Origin of the sequence: Pleurocapsa sp. FMAR1 (assembly GCF_963665995.1) — a bacterium.
In the GTDB taxonomy this organism is placed as follows: domain Bacteria; phylum Cyanobacteriota; class Cyanobacteriia; order Cyanobacteriales; family Xenococcaceae; genus Waterburya.
Genome location: NZ_OY762512.1, coordinates 1954400 through 1972799, shown reverse-complemented (window position 1 = coordinate 1972799; position 18400 = coordinate 1954400). Strand labels below are relative to the sequence as shown.

The 18400-nt window shown below is 40.4% G+C and carries 26 protein-coding genes; 12 read left to right on the top strand and 14 right to left on the bottom strand.

Features of this window, described 5'->3' with window-relative positions; all coding sequences use genetic code 11:
• Together SLP02_RS09625 and SLP02_RS09620 are read right to left on the bottom strand one after the other, a co-directional pair.
• A complete protein-coding gene (locus SLP02_RS09625; protein ID WP_319420439.1) occupies positions 1-360 on the bottom strand; it encodes a zinc ribbon domain-containing protein in 360 nt (119 codons plus the stop codon).
• Between the two features lie 31 nt (positions 361-391).
• On the bottom strand, positions 392-712 hold the full coding sequence (locus SLP02_RS09620; protein ID WP_319420438.1) for a TIGR03792 family protein: 321 nt from the start codon (positions 710-712) through the stop codon (positions 392-394).
• A gap of 86 nt (positions 713-798) precedes the next feature.
• Here SLP02_RS09620 and SLP02_RS09615 point away from each other — a divergent pair, with 86 nt between their 5' ends.
• On the top strand, positions 799-1122 hold the full coding sequence (locus SLP02_RS09615) for a phasin family protein (protein ID WP_319420437.1): 324 nt from the start codon (positions 799-801) through the stop codon (positions 1120-1122).
• 227 nt (positions 1123-1349) lie between these two features.
• Positions 1350-1739 carry an FHA domain-containing protein gene (locus SLP02_RS09610; protein WP_319420436.1) on the top strand — a complete coding sequence of 130 codons (390 nt, stop codon included), beginning with the start codon at positions 1350-1352 and terminating at the stop codon, positions 1737-1739.
• Positions 1740-1973: 234 nt separating this feature from the next.
• On the opposite strand, the gene SLP02_RS09605 is transcribed toward SLP02_RS09610, so the two are convergent.
• Both SLP02_RS09605 and SLP02_RS09600 read right to left on the bottom strand, forming a co-directional pair.
• The gene (locus SLP02_RS09605; protein WP_319420435.1) at positions 1974-2771 is read right to left on the bottom strand and encodes a TlyA family RNA methyltransferase; all 798 of its coding nucleotides are present in this window, start codon (positions 2769-2771) and stop codon (positions 1974-1976) included.
• Between the two features lie 463 nt (positions 2772-3234).
• Positions 3235-3642, bottom strand: a complete 408-nt coding sequence (locus SLP02_RS09600) for a DUF29 domain-containing protein (RefSeq protein WP_319420434.1) — start codon at positions 3640-3642, stop codon at positions 3235-3237.
• Positions 3643-3761: 119 nt separating this feature from the next.
• On the opposite strand from SLP02_RS09600, the gene SLP02_RS09595 reads away from it, so the two are divergent.
• Both SLP02_RS09595 and SLP02_RS09590 read left to right on the top strand, forming a co-directional pair.
• Positions 3762-4136, top strand: coding sequence for a helix-turn-helix domain-containing protein (locus tag SLP02_RS09595; protein ID WP_319419761.1), 375 nt, complete (start codon positions 3762-3764; stop codon positions 4134-4136).
• Positions 4137-4215: 79 nt separating this feature from the next.
• Positions 4216-4707: a transposase gene (locus SLP02_RS09590; protein WP_413467140.1), complete on the top strand. Its 492-nt coding sequence runs from the start codon at positions 4216-4218 to the stop codon at positions 4705-4707.
• A 78-nt stretch (positions 4708-4785) separates the two neighbouring features.
• Here the strand turns inward: SLP02_RS09590 and SLP02_RS09585 are convergent, their stop codons facing one another.
• Entirely contained in the window at positions 4786-4977 is a 192-nt protein-coding gene (locus SLP02_RS09585; protein ID WP_319420433.1) for a hypothetical protein, read from the bottom strand.
• A 62-nt stretch (positions 4978-5039) separates the two neighbouring features.
• On the opposite strand from SLP02_RS09585, the gene ffh reads away from it, so the two are divergent.
• From ffh to SLP02_RS09570, 3 genes are all read left to right on the top strand, one after another.
• Positions 5040-6482 (top strand): signal recognition particle protein, encoded by a 1443-nt coding sequence (ffh, locus tag SLP02_RS09580; RefSeq protein ID WP_319420432.1) that lies wholly within the window; start codon positions 5040-5042, stop codon positions 6480-6482.
• Positions 6483-6562: 80 nt separating this feature from the next.
• A complete protein-coding gene (gene rpsP / locus SLP02_RS09575) occupies positions 6563-6814 on the top strand; it encodes a 30S ribosomal protein S16 (RefSeq protein ID WP_319420431.1) in 252 nt (83 codons plus the stop codon).
• The gene (locus tag SLP02_RS09570) at positions 6804-7202 is read left to right on the top strand and encodes a KH domain-containing protein (protein WP_319420430.1); all 399 of its coding nucleotides are present in this window, start codon (positions 6804-6806) and stop codon (positions 7200-7202) included. The genes rpsP and SLP02_RS09570 overlap by 11 nt, the downstream gene beginning before the upstream one ends.
• Before the next feature lie 247 nt (positions 7203-7449).
• On the opposite strand, the gene pdxA is transcribed toward SLP02_RS09570, so the two are convergent.
• Complete coding sequence (gene pdxA / locus SLP02_RS09565; RefSeq protein WP_319420429.1) at positions 7450-8493, bottom strand: 4-hydroxythreonine-4-phosphate dehydrogenase PdxA; 1044 nt, start codon at positions 8491-8493, stop codon at positions 7450-7452.
• A gap of 122 nt (positions 8494-8615) precedes the next feature.
• On the opposite strand from pdxA, the gene SLP02_RS09560 reads away from it, so the two are divergent.
• Positions 8616-8729: a cytochrome b6-f complex subunit PetM gene (locus tag SLP02_RS09560; RefSeq protein ID WP_319420428.1), complete on the top strand. Its 114-nt coding sequence runs from the start codon at positions 8616-8618 to the stop codon at positions 8727-8729.
• Between the two features lie 266 nt (positions 8730-8995).
• Here the strand turns inward: SLP02_RS09560 and SLP02_RS09555 are convergent, their stop codons facing one another.
• From SLP02_RS09555 to yqeK, 5 genes are all read right to left on the bottom strand, one after another.
• Positions 8996-9802: a DNA/RNA non-specific endonuclease gene (locus SLP02_RS09555; RefSeq protein ID WP_319420427.1), complete on the bottom strand. Its 807-nt coding sequence runs from the start codon at positions 9800-9802 to the stop codon at positions 8996-8998.
• A gap of 142 nt (positions 9803-9944) precedes the next feature.
• Positions 9945-10898 carry an asparaginase gene (locus tag SLP02_RS09550; RefSeq protein ID WP_319420426.1) on the bottom strand — a complete coding sequence of 318 codons (954 nt, stop codon included), beginning with the start codon at positions 10896-10898 and terminating at the stop codon, positions 9945-9947.
• A 38-nt stretch (positions 10899-10936) separates the two neighbouring features.
• Entirely contained in the window at positions 10937-11440 is a 504-nt protein-coding gene (locus tag SLP02_RS09545) for a CGLD27 family protein (RefSeq protein ID WP_319420425.1), read from the bottom strand.
• A gap of 13 nt (positions 11441-11453) precedes the next feature.
• On the bottom strand, positions 11454-11870 hold the full coding sequence (gene rsfS / locus SLP02_RS09540; protein WP_319420424.1) for a ribosome silencing factor: 417 nt from the start codon (positions 11868-11870) through the stop codon (positions 11454-11456).
• Positions 11871-11937: 67 nt separating this feature from the next.
• Positions 11938-12543, bottom strand: a complete 606-nt coding sequence (gene yqeK, locus SLP02_RS09535; protein WP_319420423.1) for a bis(5'-nucleosyl)-tetraphosphatase (symmetrical) YqeK — start codon at positions 12541-12543, stop codon at positions 11938-11940.
• Between the two features lie 187 nt (positions 12544-12730).
• On the opposite strand from yqeK, the gene SLP02_RS09530 reads away from it, so the two are divergent.
• Both SLP02_RS09530 and SLP02_RS09525 read left to right on the top strand, forming a co-directional pair.
• A complete protein-coding gene (locus SLP02_RS09530) occupies positions 12731-13234 on the top strand; it encodes a hypothetical protein (RefSeq protein WP_319420422.1) in 504 nt (167 codons plus the stop codon).
• A gap of 82 nt (positions 13235-13316) precedes the next feature.
• Complete coding sequence (locus tag SLP02_RS09525; RefSeq protein WP_319420421.1) at positions 13317-14207, top strand: hypothetical protein; 891 nt, start codon at positions 13317-13319, stop codon at positions 14205-14207.
• Positions 14208-14215: 8 nt separating this feature from the next.
• Here SLP02_RS09525 and SLP02_RS09520 read toward each other — a convergent pair whose 3' ends face one another.
• Positions 14216-14650 (bottom strand): ATP-binding protein, encoded by a 435-nt coding sequence (locus SLP02_RS09520; RefSeq protein ID WP_319420420.1) that lies wholly within the window; start codon positions 14648-14650, stop codon positions 14216-14218.
• Positions 14651-14848: 198 nt separating this feature from the next.
• On the opposite strand from SLP02_RS09520, the gene SLP02_RS09515 reads away from it, so the two are divergent.
• Both SLP02_RS09515 and SLP02_RS09510 read left to right on the top strand, forming a co-directional pair.
• A complete protein-coding gene (locus SLP02_RS09515; RefSeq protein WP_319420419.1) occupies positions 14849-15019 on the top strand; it encodes a hypothetical protein in 171 nt (56 codons plus the stop codon).
• Between the two features lie 180 nt (positions 15020-15199).
• Positions 15200-17350, top strand: a complete 2151-nt coding sequence (locus SLP02_RS09510) for a polyribonucleotide nucleotidyltransferase (RefSeq protein ID WP_319420418.1) — start codon at positions 15200-15202, stop codon at positions 17348-17350.
• Between the two features lie 119 nt (positions 17351-17469).
• On the opposite strand, the gene SLP02_RS09505 is transcribed toward SLP02_RS09510, so the two are convergent.
• The gene (locus tag SLP02_RS09505) at positions 17470-17898 is read right to left on the bottom strand and encodes a response regulator (RefSeq protein WP_319420417.1); all 429 of its coding nucleotides are present in this window, start codon (positions 17896-17898) and stop codon (positions 17470-17472) included.
• Between the two features lie 69 nt (positions 17899-17967).
• Positions 17968-18396, bottom strand: coding sequence for a response regulator (locus SLP02_RS09500; protein WP_319420416.1), 429 nt, complete (start codon positions 18394-18396; stop codon positions 17968-17970).
• Between the last annotated feature and the right edge of the window lie 4 nt (positions 18397-18400).

Sequence of the window (18400 nt, the reverse complement as noted above, 5' to 3'; positions counted from 1 at the left end):
TTATCTAGCCCAAACAAGTATCACACTCACAAAAATTAAAAGTGCGATCGCAACTAACCCCCGATGGCGATATAACCAGTTTTTGATTTCAGCCCAACCTTTTTGGCTAGCAGGAATCGCTTCTGGAACTAAGGGTATGGAATAATCATGAAAGAGGGTGCAGCTTTTAGCATCAGGGCGTTGGGGGAAATTACAGGTATCATCAAGGTGATAGGTACAGCGATCGCACAATGCTTCTTCATTTGTTGATTGATACAGAGGCATACCTGGATGACCAAAAGCTTTTAACTGATTATTGCAGTGAGGACAAGTGGCTGCCTGAGAATTTACAGGCTGTTTGCATCTTGGACAAGTAAACATTTTAAAGGGATGAAGGATAATTGTTTATTGTTCATTGTTTTGAGGGGAATTTGCGGATTTGAAACTCCTTGCTTTCAATCATTTTGTAGCTGATGTTCATTTCTCGCATCACTTTAGAAAATTTTTTTTCAATAGCTGCCAAATCCTTCATCGGAATTGATTTCCACTGTTCGCGAGTTTGCCAACGAATAATCATAATCACTTTGCCAGGTGCAGTCGGTTCAATCCAAACTTCTTTGCCTATATAGCCAGGATAGGTAGAAAGTGTAGTAGTCCAGATTGCTTCATCTTGTTGAATAAACTTTTCTCGTGATTCTCGATCCACTCTAAACTTGAGCCATTCAATAACCATATAATTTTACAAAGAAATTAGTTATATTTACGTTGAGCTATTCTACGATCTAATAACATAGTAAATAAAGATGAGGATACATACGAATGGATAATAATGATTGGCTAAAGCAGTTATTGATGGTTGGTATTGGCACAACTTCTTTAGTGGCAGAAAAAATTAAAGAAGTTAGTGATGAGTGGGTTAGAGACGGCAAACTTAATTCCGATCAGGCAAAATCTTTTGTAGACGATCTGATGTCTCAGCTAAATACGGAGTCAGGAGGAGTGACAAAGCAGGTTGAAAGACAGATGAAAAATATGCTTCAAGATTTAGGAGTACCACGTCAGGCAGAAATGGATGAGCTACGAGGGCGTATTGATCGCCTCGAACGTCAAATAAGAGATTTAGAGAATAAGAGTTGGCGTTAGCAACAATCAGCGCCAGTTTGTTGTAGTTTTTGATATATTTTACCCATTATGCAGCAAAATATAGGACACAACTGTCCATATCGGCTAGTATTGAAATTGCAAATTTGCTTATTTTTATGCTCTGAATTAGAAAATACGACGAAATATAAAGTGTCCTAAATATATTTATCACCAGAATTTTTTCTTCTGGCTTTTAGACCATAAGCTATTCTTCAAAGGACGTATCTGTGATCACATTAACATTATTACATCCTCTTCAATCAGTAGCAGTTCAAAGCTGGAGTTTTTATGACGAACCCAGTATCAAAATTGGTCGTGCCACTAATAATGAGGTGGTTCTCTATAGTGCTGTCGTATCTCGCCATCATGTTGAGGTTAGAAAATCAGGAGAAGATGAATGGGAAGTTGTAAATCTTGGTTCCAACGGCACTTATATAGATGGAAAACGGGTTGAACAAACTAAGGCACTAGACGGCATGATTTTTCGTCTGGCGAGTTCGGGACCAAATATTTTAATCAAAATAGAAACATCATCTGGTCAGGATCGATCGAGTTCTAACAGCGAACAATCAAGAAGACGACAACCAAAAAGTGCTAAAGATACTCTGATTAGTTAGCAGTTAATAGACCTCTTGCACGAATCATAAATCTTGGTTAAGTCAGAGGTCAGAGGTCAATTCGAGCATTCCCTTGCTAGCGGGGTCTCGAAAGAGGTCAGGAATTAAAAACTAACATCGAAAATATCTAAAAAAAATATTTATGCAAGAAGTCTAATGTTTAGTGTTTAGATATTAATTTGAGGTAGCAAGTTCTGGTTAAAGAGCCTTGTAGTCAAGTAAACCTATTAGTTTTTACTCGGCGATTATCTGCTTGATTTGTGCTAAATCTAGAGCAATAAGTTCTGAAGCAGTATCAGCTTTTAACCATAATAAATACTCGACATTACCCGCGGGACCAGTAATGGGAGATCTGGTCAGTCCTTGGTATTGCCAACCTAGCTTTTGAGCCGCTTGCCAAACCTGTAGAATAGCTGAGGCTCGGTCATCGAGGTTACGCACCACACCTTTTTTGCCCACTCTGGCTCGTCCTACTTCAAACTGAGGTTTGACTAAAAGCACTACCTCTTTTGAAGTCGTTAATAGATTCCATAAAGGCTCTAGCACCTTGGTTAAAGAGATAAACGATAGATCCATGACTCCTAAATCTGCCATTGTCCCATCGTCGTATAGCTGATTAGGAGTTAGATGGCGTATGTTAGTTCTTTCTTTAAGGATAACGCGATCGCACGTACGAATACTCCAGGCAACCTGTCCATAACCGACATCAATTCCGTAGACTAGCTTTGCCCCAGACTGTAATAAGCAGTCGGTAAATCCCCCTGTAGAAATTCCCCCGTCCAAACAAATTCGGTCTTGCACATCAATATTAAAGGTTTGCAGAGCTTTGATTAGTTTTTTTCCGCCACGAGATACATAGGGTGGCTTCTCTTTTACCTCAATCTGGGCATCAAGCTTTACTTCAGTGCCTGGCTTATCAATAATTTCTTGATTAACTTTTACTTTTCCTGCTCTAATTAAACTTTGTGCCAAAGCGCGAGAATCACAAAGTTCAAGACTGACTAATAATTTATCTAATCGCTGTTTCGCCAATAGTCAAACAATAATAGCTATTATGCCCAGTTTAGATATCAATGGGTAAAAAGTAAAACCAGAGCCTACAATCTATTCTCACCATGTAAGCTCTGGAAATGTTCGAGAAGTATCTATAATTATATTAAGTGCTGTGCTTGAGCAAAACATCGGTCATTTGACTTAACTAACTGATATAAATACGAGCAAAAAATCCGCAATATGACTTAGGTTACTTGTCTCCTAAGTTGGTGTGTGAAGCTAGCATAGCGACATTTTCAATCAAAACCAATAATTTTATCTAGGCTATAAGGACAAGTTTCAGGAAAGCGATCGCTCAGAAATGAAGTTGTTCATGGGACAAAGGCGTGAGCCGCATGTGACCCCCACCGCGAGAGTGGAATAGCGGTGAGACCCCGCGTCGCCGTCAGGCGCAAGGGAATGCTCACCAAGACAGCCCTTTAACTCAGGGCATCAGTTGCGGCTAAAGCCTTACTTCTCGCAAAGACCACACTTCATCGCTTTTTAAGCCTGTTTTATCAATTGCTGCTTTTCTAGCCTTGACGTATATCCTAGGAAGCTCATCACTGAGCAAGTTTTTAAAATTAGCTGTCATTTTGTCACTAAGTTGAAACTGAAAATTGTCTATTTTTGCTTGCCAATGGTTTCTATTCCACTGTGATTCTTCTGACCAATATTGAATTAGCAGTAAATGAATAATAATTTGGTAGGTAAAACTTCTAACTGCGCTTTTTTCATTCCGTACCAAAGCTTCTAATTCCTCAACCAAATTATCTAGATCTAACTGCTCAAAATTATGGGTTTCAAGCTTTTTGACCTGTTCTTCTAGCCAAGCTACGTAATCTTGGTCAATATCTATTTGTTTACTCATAATGACAATCGTTGGGCAAACAATTGTCTAAACTTTGCTGCACCTTAGCTATTAACTTACCATTACAGCGATTTGCATCTAAATAGGGGACAATAAAGTGTTATAAAAATAGGTAACAAATGAAGCCTTATTCTGTAGATTTACGAGAGAAGATAGTTAGTGCGATCGAGAAAGGTGATAGCTCGGTGAGAAAAGTTGCGCTACGCTTCGGTGTGAGCAAAAACTGTGTCCAAAGATTGATTACTCAGAAGCGGACAAAAGGGCATATCCTGCCAGGGAAGCAGGGCGGGTCGATGGTAAGTCCTGTTCGGAAATATAAAGCCGAGCTGATAGCCATCTTTAAAAAACAGACTGATGCGACTTTAGCAGAATACTGTGAGCTACTTTTTGATGAGACGGGACTATGGGTAAGTCAAAGTACGATGTGTCGGACATTTCAGAGATTAAAATTACCACTCAAAAAAAACACTTCGCTCCAGCCAAGCAATTCGTGAGCGCGTCCAGCTTCTAAGAGCAGAGTATTGGGCAAAAGTTAAAAATGTAGATCCCCAAAACCTCGTGTTTTTAGATGAAATGGGTGTTTTACTCGGATTGATGAGAACTCATGCTCGCGCTGCACCTGGAGAGAGAGCCTATGACTACAAACCGTTTGCTCGAGGTAGCAAGGTAAGTGTTATCGGCGCAATCAGCGAGTCTAAAATACTAGCAGTAATGACGCTTAATGATTCAATGGCTGCGGCTGCGTTTGAGGTTTATGTTTCTAGGTGTTTAGTGCCTCAGCTATGGAAAGGAGCAGTGGTGGTGATGGACAATTTGCCTGCACATAAAGTAGAAGCTATTGCACCTTTAATTGAAGCAGTGGTCGCGAAGATTTTGTACCTGTCTCCATACTCTCCCGAATTTAATCCAATTGAACATTGGTGGTCACAACTCAAGGCTTTCCTGAGACAATTTTCTCCCAGGACTTCCAAAAGGGTCGATATGCTGATTAAAATAGCGATGGATTTAATTAATCCTAAACATTTGCGTAACTGGTTCGCTCACTGCTGCTACTGTCCCTCTTAAACCTGCAAACCGCTGTAACGAAGCTAAGAGTGTAGAAGCGATCGCAGTTACATAATAGACCTGTATTGATTCTTTTAATCAAAATAGCCAAAGTGCGATCGCTTTTGCCATTACTAGCAATAGGAAAAAAATAGCTGAGTTGGAAGATTTAGATATGCTTAAAATATTTACTAGTTTAAATTGGCTGTTGGGAAATAATTTTATAGTATAGCGATCGCCTGAATTGATTAACCATAAACAATAGTAGACACAGAGAATTAAATTGCTCAAGACTCACTCAATACCTGAAAATTATTAAAATAAGTAAAAAATTAAAATCATAAAATTAATCTATGTTTGATGCTCTAGCGGATAAGTTGGACGATGCCTGGAAAAAGCTGCGTGGTCAGAATAAGATATCTAAAGCCAATATTCAAGACACCTTAAAGGAAGTACGTCGCGCTCTTTTGGCTGCCGATGTTAACCTCCAAGTCGTTAAAGCTTTTATTGCTGATGTAGAAGAAAAAGCATTAGGAGAAGGGGTAATTTCTGGGGTCAACCCTGGACAACAGTTTATCAAGATTGTTTACGATGAACTAGTCAAGGTGATGGGGGAAAGCAACGTTCCCCTTGCCCAAGCAGATCGACCCCCCACGGTAATTTTAATGGCTGGTTTACAGGGGACAGGTAAAACTACCGCTACTGCCAAATTAGCTCTATATTTGCGTAAACAAGAGCGTTCTTGCCTAATGGTAGGAACAGACATATATCGTCCTGCGGCGATCGATCAGTTACTTACTTTAGGTAATCAAATTGATGTTCCTGTGTTTGAAATGGGGACAGATGCAGACCCCGTAGAAATTGCTCGTCAAGGGATAGTCAAAGCCAAAGAGCTTGGAGTGGACACAGTAATTGTCGATACCGCAGGGCGACTACAAATAGACCAAGACATGATGGGGGAACTATCCCGCATCAAAGATGCCATCAAGCCTGATGATACGCTCTTGGTGGTAGATGCTATGACAGGGCAGGAAGCAGCTAACCTAACCCATACATTTCACGATCAAATTGGCATTACAGGCGCAATCTTAACCAAGCTAGACGGTGATAGTCGTGGTGGTGCAGCCCTATCTGTCAGACAGGTATCAGGACAGCCAATTAAGTTTGTCGGCGTGGGCGAAAAAGTAGAGGCTTTAGAACCTTTTTATCCAGATCGTTTAGCTTCCCGTATTTTGAATATGGGAGATATCTTAACTCTGGTAGAAAAAGCTCAAGAAGAAATTGATTTAGCTGATGTCGAAAAGATGCAGTCTAAAATCATGGAGGCAAAGTTTGACTTTAACGACTTTGTTAAACAAATGCGTCTGCTCAAAAACATGGGTTCATTAGGTGGAGTCCTCAAGCTAATTCCTGGCATGGGAAAAATTAGCGGTGCTGACCTAGCTAAAGGAGAAACTCAGCTAAAGATTACTGAGTCGATGATCAACTCCATGACCAAAGACGAAAAAGCCGATCCTGATTTATTATCCCAATCTCCTAGCCGTCGCCGTCGAGTAGCTAAAGGCTCTGGCTTTGAAGAAAAAGACGTGACAAAATTGGTCAAAGACTTTAGCAAAATGCGTTCGATGATGCAGAATATGGGTCGCGGAATGCCTGGCATGGGAATGCCTGGTATGGGCAGCATGGGAATGCCTGGCATGGGTGGCATGGGAATGCCTGGTATGGAAGGCGGTTATCCAGATCAAGGTAGAAGGAAAAAGAAAAAGAAGAAGAAAAAAGGCTTTGGCTCATTGTAAAATCAGAGATTGTCTGAGTTTACTTTAGAGAAAACCTAGATAGATAGATTACAATCGTAAAGGACAAATTTGAATAACTGATGATTAAATTACGTTTGAAACGCTTCGGTAAAAAAAGAGAAGTTAGCTATCGTATAGTAGCTATAGAGAGCAAAACTCGCAGAGATGGTCGCCCCATCGAAGAACTTGGTTTTTATAACCCCCGTACAGACGAAACTAGACTTGATGTTCCTGCCATCGTCAAAAGGTTGGAACAGGGTGCGCAGCCTAGCCAAACTGTAAGAAGTATTCTGAACAAAGCCCAAGTATTCGATCAAGTTCATGCCAAATAAGACCGAATTGTCTGATCCTCAGACAGTCACTAGTAACGATTATGAAAAACTAGCGCGCTTTCTGGTCGAACCGTTTTTAGCCAACCCCCAAACCCTGTGCATACACTCTGAAGTAAACAAGAGTAATGGCAAGATTTGGTTACGAATTGCATTTGATAAAAGCGATCGCGGTAAGGTTTTTGGTCGTGGTGGTCGCACTATTCAAGCTATAAGAACCACGATTCAAACTTCAGCCTTAGCCCATGGTGAATCAGTCTTTTTAGATATCTATAGTGATGAACCACCTGAATCTGATGATTTTGGCGGTGATGGTCGCGGTAGATCCCAGGGCAAAACTCAAAGAAGAAAAAGCCCCGCTAAACCTGCTCCTAAGATATCCAATAAGTAGGGGTGATACTCAAATTGCCGTCTAATAAATGGGTTTAAAGCCTCGTGCTAAAGCACGATTGAGGCGAGGAAATGGCTCTGTTTAAGAGCCATATTCCACTCGCCTGTTGAGTATTTAGTTGTTAGTTTTTAGTTCCAATTGACTACTAGCCAAGGGGTAATCCCCGCAGGGACTAACAACTAGCCAAGGGGTAATCCCCGCAGGGACTTAAATCACCGACAGTTTATGGCGGTGGTGCGATTCGTTCCTACTTTTTAAATGTTCGTTGCTTGGTAATTTGAATTGCCAGTTCAATTGCTGCTTTCATGCTGTTAGCAGTAGCGACACCCTGTCCTGCGATGTCAAAGGCAGTGCCGTGATCGGGGGATGTACGAATAAAAGGCAGCCCAATAGTGGTATTAATTGCCTGATCGAATGCCATCAGCTTAACAGGGATTAAACCCTGGTCATGATACAAGGCTAGATAAGCGTCGGCAGTATTAGGTTGCTGCTCATGATTGCCGTACCAAGCCTGTCCTGGTTTTACCCACATAGTATCGGGGGGAATTAGCCCAACTAATTTTGCTTGAGGGTGTGTCGCTTGGGCTTTTTGCAGCCAGTCTAAGAGCCAGTCTTGTTCTTCTGTACCCAACTGTCCTGCTTCACCACTATGAGGATTTAAACCCGCGATCGCAATTTGCGGTTGCTCAATATCAAAATCCTCGGATAAGCATTCAATTAGCAAATCTAGCTTACGAGACATAAGCTGCGGTGTTAAGGCTGTGGGTACATCAGCTAAGGGAATGTGGGTAGTTGCCAACAAGCTGCGTAAAATCCAACCAGTATGGGGAGAGCGTCCCACAAACAGCATACCAAAGCGATCTACTCCTGCTTTTTGCGCCAAAACTTCTGTCTGACCAGGATAATCATGTCCCGCTGCTTTCCAAAGAGATTTGGCAATGGGGGCGGTGACGATGCCCTGAAATTTATTTTCTAGGGTTAAGGCGATCGCTTTTTCTAAACAGGCAAAGCTAAATCCACCGCTGACCGCATCACCTTGTCCTAAGGTAATAGCACTGTCTAAAGGAATATCTAACACGGAAATAGACTGAGGATTAGCTAAATCTTGCTCGGTTAACTGGCTTTGCTCTAATAAATGTTCATAGGTAAACTGCAATAATTGACGATTGCCAACAACCATAGTCTGACATCTTGCAGACAAAGATTTGTCTGCCAAAGCCTTAAGAATAATTTCAGGACCAATCCCCGCAGGATCTCCCATGGTTATAGCTAAAGAAGGAATTATAGTCATTTGAAGGTTAAACTAAAAACTAATCACTAAAAACTATTTGACAATAATTAAGTTACGGGTGATGGGACTGAATGATTTAAAATACCTATTATTAATTGTGACTGAAAAAAGGAGAAACGAGTATGAGCGCGGAAAGTATGTTGTTTAACGGAGCAATTTTATGTACTATTCTGATTTTAGTTGGACTTAGTTTGGGTTTTCTCATTCTCAAAATCCAAGGCGGAGAAACAGAATAATCAGTTATTTATGTTGCTAATTAGAGCGATCGCTTCTTGAGTATGGCAATCGCTCAGAAATGAAGTTGTTCATGGGACAAAGGCGTGAGCCGCATGTGACCCCCACCGCGAGAGTGGAATAGCGGTGAGACCCCGCGTCGCCGTCAGGTCGCAAGGGAATGCTCACCAAGACAGCCCTTTAACTCAGGGCATTTCCGTGCAGCAAAGACCACACTTCATCGCTTTTAACTTGAAAAAGTTTTCCAGCTTACATTTGACCTGTATAACTATAAACTATAGATTGATTTTTCAATCCTTTTCTGTACTGGCTTGGATATCTCGGCAAAAAAGTTATAACCTGTTTTCTTTTCTATTTCATCTACAGAGGATACATAATCTCTCCAGTTGGTATTTCTTACCTGTTCTGAATTGGGCATCCACACAGCAATAGTGTAGGAATTGTTCGCTGTAATTTCAGCGTTAGGCTGTTCTAAAACTAAAACAACCTTCCAGGTAAACTCAGGAACGTTCACTTTACTCTGGGCAATCTTTTTGGCAATACCATTGCCTCCCGCGACAATATAAAGCTCATTGCCCTGAAAAACCAAATCTCGACAGTATTTTTCTAATTCTCGCCACACTTCTCGATTGTTGGCAGGGGATTGGGGAATCATATTAGTCATCAAAAACGTATCACTGTTGTCTTTTAGATTCCCAGTGCGATCGCCACTGGGAATAAGATGTCCGCGATCGTAACCACTACCCCGATAATCATTTGGTCTTACTACGTAGCAATCAGATGGTAAATCTACATCGGGACGAAAATTATCTGAACGATCAACTGTACCTAACCAACTTTGGTCAAGTTGCCAGCTAACCCAATTCGCTATCCCTGCTTGGCAACTATAGGCAAGAGCATATCCAGGTTTTTCCAGCAAATAATTATTAAAACTGCCGTTGGCTTGACTAGGATTGCCATACTTTAAGTGGATATTTTGAGAAGCTCGACTAGAACACCCTGCCAAAAACAGAAATAAAACTACAACAGCAGCCCGACAAAAATTAGCAATTGTTCGCATCAGTTTCGCTGCCATTTTATTAATTGTTTGATTTTAAAATAGTTGAAACGGTTATAACAGATCGCCTTGAAATTGGTGGGTAACAATTATTTAATTGAATACTACTATCTAATTTCTGGAATTTACCCACCCTACAAAACTGATTTATGCACGAGGTCTATAAAATCGCCATCTCACCAACCGCTTCTAAGCGTTTAGAAGGAGTTAGCTGCATAAAAGTATCAGACAAATTTTCAGCAATAGCGGGACTAATCCAACCCATTTGCCTTAACAGATGAATCGCGATCGCATATTTAGCTCGTTTTGCGCCATCTTTTACTTTAATAGCCAGCCCCATTCCTTGACCAACTCGACCAACGCACTGAATACCTTCTGCACCCGACTTGCTAACTAATTCCCCTTCGCTCAAGCACATTAACTCAGTATCAAATGCCCCCTCTCCAGCAATCATGCGGGGATAATAAGTCATAGCGCGGGCAATACGCTCTAAATCGATACTGCTACCATTTGCTAAAAGCGCATATAAATGAGCTATTTGCTGCAATTGCATCGAGTAAGTCATCATTCCACAATCATCCTGCGCGCTGATAAATTCATCTCCAGGCATTTCTAGCAATTCTGAGATTTTATCAAGGATAATTTTTTGTACTGGATGCGATCGCTTTAGATAACTATGGAGAGGTAGATTAAGATTTTGGCAGACGGCTAAAACTCCTGCGTGCTTTCCAGAACAATTGTACTCTAAACGATTATTTCCTCCAGGAGGAATAGGGCATTTTAACGCCGAAGGATCGACATCTGCTTGCCAAAGAATATTAAATGCTTGTCTTGCTTGTTCAATTTTTCCTTGATGAGAGCTACACATAATCGCCAAATCGCGATCGCTCAAACCATATTTTTGCAAAGTTCCCGTGCTGGTAACTGCTAAAGCTTGAAAAGGCTTTAAAGCAGAGCGAATGAAAGTTGATGTTTGGGAGTCTCCCGCCAGCAATAAAACACGTCCTTTACTGTCGCAAACAGTCGCTTCTACATGATGGGATGATTCTAAAATGCCTTCGCGTAGTAAATGGACTTCTAAAGACGGTGTATGAGTTCTTTTTCCCCTATTCATTCGGTATTGAATTAATAAAAAATATGGACACGACCAACTTAGACACAAGTTAGCCAAACTAAGGCACTTAGGATAGTAATTGCTGCTAGCAAACCGTAAGTATTATGTAGGCGACCTAAAATAGGCTCGATTTGATAACTAACAATTAAGCGATCGCGATCTAACATACTGCTAGGTTTGAGCCAGGTTTGCCCATCATACCACCCTGATTCTTCATAAAAAATGCGATCGCTCTGGAGACGATTTTTAACGTAATGCCAACCTAAGTAAATTCTCGACAAAAATAACCCAGTCAATAAACAAATTCCAACTGTGCTAGACAAAATAAACTGAAGTAGGTCTTCTTGAGGAGAGAAGATGGACATAGCTAAAGTTGTAGCGAAAATACCACTCCAAAAACTCACCCAAGCTATTTTTTTACTATACAGACCTATTGCTAAAACTCCCCAGTCAAACAACCAGGACGCTTTTAACTGCTCGTATTCATGAATTGGCTGTTGTTCAATTGGAACTGGGCAGAAGTTAACTGTGGATTTATTCATGCTACAAAAATATTTAACTAGGCTGAGAAAATTCTATACGTTCGGCGTGTCCCCAGAAGGCTTCTAAATTATAGTATTCTCTGTCTTCGGGAAGAAAGACGTGGGCAATTACATCTCCATAGTCTTGTACTATCCAGTTGCCTTCTCTCTTGCCTGAGACTCTTATAGGTTGCCGACTAAACTGCTCTTCTAAGCGATCTTCGATAGATTCGGCGATCGCTTTTAGCTGGGTTTGGGAAAATCCTGTAACGATCACAAAATAATCAGCTAAATATGAAACTTCGTCAACTTTTAAGAGGACGATATCTTGAGCTTTCTTGTCCTCAGCAGCCACGGCTATTTGCCAAGCCAACTCTTTGCTGTCAACATCTGAGGAAATGGAAAAATTTTCTTGAGTGCTAATTGCTTGTTCTGATGATAATTTACTCATTCAAAATATATTTTTATGGTTTCTAAGTTAAGTATTAATTGGATTCTGGATTAATTTGGTTTACAGCTTAGGGAGAGGGGGGACTTTCTCTAGCTTTAGCCCAAGCCCAATTTCTAGTTAAGACAGTGCGGGGATGAATGACTTTTTGCTTGCTTACTAAATATTTTAGGGAATAATCACTAGTTTGCTGTACACATTTGTAAAGATTTTCCTTAGCCACGTTACGCATTGCTGCTAATTCTGGGTTATCTCCCCTACCTGGTTCTAAAGCATCAGCAATATAGACAACGCAGCTTAATCTGCTCATCTGTGGCGTACCTAAAGTATGGTTACCAATAGCATTCAAAACTTGTAAATCTTTAACTTCAAATTCTCGTTGAGCAATTACCGCACCTACCTCTGCGTGCAGTAAATGAGGATTACTAAAACATATTTCATCAACTGGAATCTTGGCTTCTGTCGCCAGTTTAAGAAGTTTGCGGGGCGAAAAAAACTTCGCTAAATCGTGCATTAAACCAGCCTGCGCTGCCTGCTGCTCATCTACTTGGTGGCAGCGCGCCAGAGAAATGCAGGTTTGTTCTACCCCTAAAATATGTTGCAAACGATCTTCAGATACATTTTTTTTTAGCCAAGATATGACGCGATGCCTTTGGCTAACTTCGTAATCGCGCATGAAAACAAGTTACTGACTTTAGATAATATTGTTTTTTTTGATAGTCTCTTATTGTAGTTTAATTACCCAAGCTTTTCCAGGCTTAGTTCAATGGACAGCTATTTAGTTGAAGATTTAATAAATTCAACCAAAATGATGGGTAAAAGTCAGAAAATAAAGCTAGATCACTTATGTAAACAAGCTGAAAATGATTAGTTTACGAAAATTTCTAGTTACCTTATTGTTAACAGGCTGTTTATTATTATCATCCTGCACCCAGCAAGCTCCTTCTCGTTTTGATGAGGCGCAAACCGAAAGTACCCAAAAAGGTGCAACAGCAGTAGTAAATGACTCTCAGTCTGGAAGTAGCTTCAACCGCTATTTTCCTGATAGTGGCTCAGGATACGAACGAGTATATAGTCAAGAAAAGAAAGGTTTTGCTCAAGCCAAATTGAAAAAAGATGGCAAAGAAATTGCTATTTTGTCTATTTCTGATACGTTGAACAATCTCAGTACAATCGATAAATTCAAAGACACTGATAGCCAGGTAAACGGTTTTCCCTCCGTCAGTCAAGGGAGTACGGGAACAGCTATCTTAGTAGGCGATCGCTATCAGATTAAAATTCGCTCTAAAGATTCTAGCTTTACCCAAGGCGATCGCCAAAAATGGCTAAGTAAATTCGATCTTAGAGGGTTGTCTAAGCTGAAGTAATATTTCAATTCTCTATTTTGTAAATTGAATTTCACTATTTGATCGACTCAAAAACCACTAACTTTATATAAAGGAGCAAGAAGTGAGTGAATCTATTTTTCAACTGGTAGATAATTTGCCAGAAAAGAACGTCACCACAATGATGCTGAGTTCTTTAGATTCAATTGTCCCTGGTGAATGGGAAAACACCGTTGGCTTTGTCAATACAATTCGTAAAGTGACAGGCGAAAGCGACGAAGATCTGATTCAACAAATAGGCGATCGCGCTGTACATTTATATAACGACAAATCTCAGGGTTATCGTCGCGCTATGTGGCTTTATCAAACGGTAGATCGTTCAGATAAGGCATTGGGTTCGGCAGCATTAGCTAATAAAGTTGGCAACAAAATTCCTTTAGTAGGAGGCTTAATCAGCAAAATTACTCCTAATCCTAATAAAGCTCAGGCTTTAGATTTGTCGATTAAACTAGTCGTTGAATTAGTGGCTTTCTGTCAAATCAATGGTATTCCTGGAGATAGCATCGGCGACTTTGTAGGGGCATTAGGAGACTATAGCGGTGAATCTTTGATGCGGATGGCAACTTTGGTATGTGTTGATGGTTTAGTGCCTTTAGGTCCAGATTTTCTCCTCAAGGCAAGCTCAACTTTATCAGGAATTGGTCCTCAAGATTTGGAATCAAACTCTACTTTTAAAGGTGTAGAAGAGTCAATCCCTGGGGGAAATACTAGAGGCAAGCTTGACTTTATTGGTGAAAGCTTTGATTCAGTAAAAGGCTGGATGGCTAACTTTGTTAGCAGCAAAAATTTAAATCCCCAAAAAGTAATGGATAATCTCCAGGGATTTCTAGAATTTTCTGACAACAAGCTAGACTACGTAGCAGCTTTTATTGATGTATCTACCAATTACTACGAACATACAGGTACACAAACCCTTGCTCGACGATTAATTGAGCGAGCATTTGACGAGATCTAGCAACTAGACTAAAGATACTTTTTACGCATTACTAGGCAGTTGCGATGGTTTGGCAGGTTGAGGTATTGCAGTTCGTCGGTCAACTTCTTGATAAACTGTAGACCTCTACCGCCTTCTTTTTCCATAGAGCTAGCTTCTCGCTCACCTTTACGCAGCTTTGCTTGGAGATCGAACGGCTGTCCTCGATCCCAAATTCGCATTTCTAAAGCATTAGGAAGTAATTTAACTTCTAAATCAATGGGAGTTGCTTTGGGCAAATTCTGATGAGCATGACGCACTGCATTAGTAAAAGCTTCTACTAGTGCAACTTCACATTGCCATCCCATTTTTTGCGGTACTAAGGGAAAAACTAAATTTTCAAACCACTGTAATACGTCTTTTAATGCTTCTAACTCAGTTTTGACCTGTAAGTGATATTGTTTTACTTCTGGGTTCGCTTTCATTAAATACTAATGACTAAAATTCTGCCAAGTTATAAATAAATTTTAGCTAGTAAATTCTTAATGTATAGTTGAAAACCAAACCTCACAAAAAATCTACTATAACTGAATCCTAGCTATATGAAATATGGTAACCTATCGCACATTTATTTCTATACTCAATAGTATATTTATTTACAGCCAACTGCAAACAGAATAGTTATGGGATCAAGACAAACAGGTATTGGTAAAGATGTTTTCAATACTGAAACTCCACTTTGTTTTAGTTTGGCGTGCTGCTACTTTAACGATCGCTTTGTCGATACTCACGGCGCAAAACAATTTCTTTATTTAGCCCACAATCAAGCCATTACAGATATTCAAGCTTTATAGTTGTGCATATTTATACAGCTATATAGCTGCAATAACTATAGTCACCTTAAAATAACTTAAATTATAGACATAAAACTATAAACTGCTTACTCTCCTGAGATATATAGGTTTGAATAATTCAGATAGTGTTAGGATCTACCCACGAGAAAAAGAAGCGAAAAAATAAGGAATATATAGTTGATGCAGGAATTTGACAAGTCGATATCCTTTGATGGTCGTGATATCCGACTCAAAGTAGGCTTGCTCGCACCACAAGCTGGCGGATCAGTGTTAGTGCAGTCAGGAGATACAACAGTTTTGGTTGCTGCTACCAGAGCAAAAGGTAGAGAGGGAATTGATTTTTTACCTTTGATGGTAGATTACGAAGAGCGACAGTATGCAGCAGGTCGTATTCCTGGAGGTTTTTTTAGAAGAGAGGGTAGACCAGGAGAGAGGGCTGTTTTAACCAGCAGGTTAATCGATCGCCCGATGCGTCCTTTATTTCCTGGTTGGCTGAGAGATGATATTCAAATTGTTGCCACTACTTTATCAATGGACGAAGATGTTCCCCCAGATATTTTGGCAGTAACGGGGGCTTCTGTAGCTGTTTTGTTGGCAGAAATTCCTTTTTATGGCCCGATGGCAGCAGTGAGAGTAGGTTTAGTGGGAGATGATTTTATTCTTAACCCTACTTATAAAGAGATCAAAAAAGGCGATTTAGATATTGTCGTGGCAGGAAGCCCTGACGGGATTGTAATGGTAGAAGCAGGAGCAAATCAACTACCAGAACAAGATGTGATTGAGGCAATTGATTTTGCCTATGAAGCAATTCAAGAATTGATTCAGGCACAACGAGATCTAATTAAAGAATTGGGTATTGAAATTGCTACCGCCCAGCCTCCTGAAGAAGATCAAAACCTAATTAACTTTATTAGCGATCGCGCTACTAAAGATATTAAACAAATTCTCTCTCAGTATGACTTTGATAAAAAAGCTCGTGATCAGGCTTTAGACGAAATCAAACAAACTAAGATTGCGGATGCGATCGCCGAACTACCAGAAAAAGAGCCGATTGCTATTGCAGCTAGTGAAGATTCTAAAGCGATCGATAAGGCATTCAAAAAGCTAACCAAAAAGCTGATGCGGGGTCAGATACTCGAAGAAGGCATTAGGGTTGATGGACGTAAGCTAGATCAGGTTAGACCGATTACCTCTAGGGCTGGAGTACTACCCAATCGGGTTCATGGTAGTGGCTTGTTTAGAAGAGGTTTAACTCAGGTACTTTCTATTGCTACTCTAGGTACTTCAGGAGACGCTCAGGATACTAGAGACGATCTAAATCCGCAAGACGAGAAGCGTTATCTCCATCATTACAATTTTCCTGCCTATTCTGTGGGGGAAACCCGTCCCATGCGAACGCCTGGACGCAGAGAAGTCGGACACGGTGCGCTAGCCGAAAGAGCTTTGATTCCTGTACTGCCTACTGTAGAAGAATTTCCTTACGTGCTGCGGGTAGTCTCAGAAGTACTTTCTTCTAATGGTTCAACCTCTATGGGTTCAGTCTGTGGTTCAACGCTTTGTTTAATGGATGCGGGAGTTCCTTTAGCCAAGCCTGTCAGTGGTGCAGCGATGGGGCTAATCAAAGAAGGAGATGAGGTCAGAATATTAACAGATATTCAGGGAATTGAAGACTTCTTAGGCGATATGGACTTCAAGGTTGCGGGGACGGATGTAGGTATCACTGCCTTGCAGATGGACATGAAAATTACTGGTCTACCTTTGGAGGTAATAGCAGATGCCATTAGAAAAGCTCAACCAGCACGCATACATATCCTCGAAGAAATGCTTAAGGCGATCGCCGAACCCCGTAAGGAACTATCTCCTTATGCACCAAGACTCTTAACTATGAAGATCGATCCTGACCTAATTGGCATGGTAATTGGACCTTCAGGTAAGACTATTAAGGCTATTACCGAGCAGACAGGAGCGAAAATTGACATTGAAGACGATGGCAAAGTCATTATCGCTGCGGTTGAAGGCGAAAAAGCTGAGATGGCGCGGAAGATGGTTTTCAATATTACCCGTAAACTGAATGAAGGAGATGTTTACGTTGGCAAAGTTACCAGAATCATCGATATTGGTGCTTTTGTCGAAATTTTGCCAGGAAAAGAAGGCATGATCCATATTTCCCAGTTAGCCGAAGGCAGAGTAGGTAAAGTAGATGATGAAGTAGCCGTAGGCGACGAAATTGTGGTTAAAATCCGTGGCTTTGACCAGAAAAATCGCCTTAATTTAACTAGACTCGGTATTCACCCCGACGAAGCAGCCCAAGCTAGAGCAGAGGCAGAGTAGGTAAAGGATGAGGGATGAGAAATTAAGTAAGAAGTAGCCAAGGGGTACCCCCCGCAGGGAGTAAATTAACTTAGCTGTTATTTTCTCTACCTTCTCTACTTACTTCGCTCTCATCCCTTTTAATTTAATGGTATTGCTTTGACTTTTTTTGTTGCTAGAACTCTAACTTTTATCACTAGCTCATTCTGCATTGACTCGGTACTTCCTTCCAAAGCTGTTTGAGGTTTTGCCATCACATCTACTGCCCCAGCCTTCATCACTTCATAGATATTGTCAATATCATACTTTTGGACGCTGTTACTTAAAACCAAAATTGGGGTAGGACAATGTGCCATTATCTGTCTAGTAAATTCCAAGCCGTCCATCTGAGGCATTTGTAAATCGGTACAGATTACATCAGGTTTGAGATGAGAAACTAATTCTAATCCCTGTTTGCCATTTTCAGCCTTACCAATTACTTCGATATGGGGAGAAGAAATTAACATTTTTTCGTAGATGTTAATTGCCACAGCGGAATCTTCGACTAATAAAACTTCGATTTTTGCCATGATGTTTACTCTAATTTAATGTACTTATTATTCGATTTAATCTGTAAAAAAAGCTTCAAGCTTTAAGCTCTAAGCTAAAGGAATTGCGCTAACTTTTTTCGTTGCTAAGACTCTAATTTTGACAATTAGTTCGTTTTGCATTGATTCAGAATTATCTCCAGACGCAGTTTGGGATTTTGCTATTACATCAAGCGCCCCAGCTTTCATCACTTCATAGATATTGTCAATATCAAACTTTTGCACACTGTTACTCAAAACCAAAATTGGGGTGGGATAATGTGCCATTATCTGTCTAGTAAATTCCAAACCATCCATCTGAGGCATTTGTAAATCAGTACAGATTACGTCAGGATTAAGTTGAGAAACTAAATTTAGTCCTTCTTTCCCGTTGCCAGCTTTACCAATTACCTCGATATAAGAAGAAGAACTTAACATTTTTTCGTAGATATTAATTGCCACGGGGGAATCTTCGACCAATAAAACTTTGATTTTAGACATATTA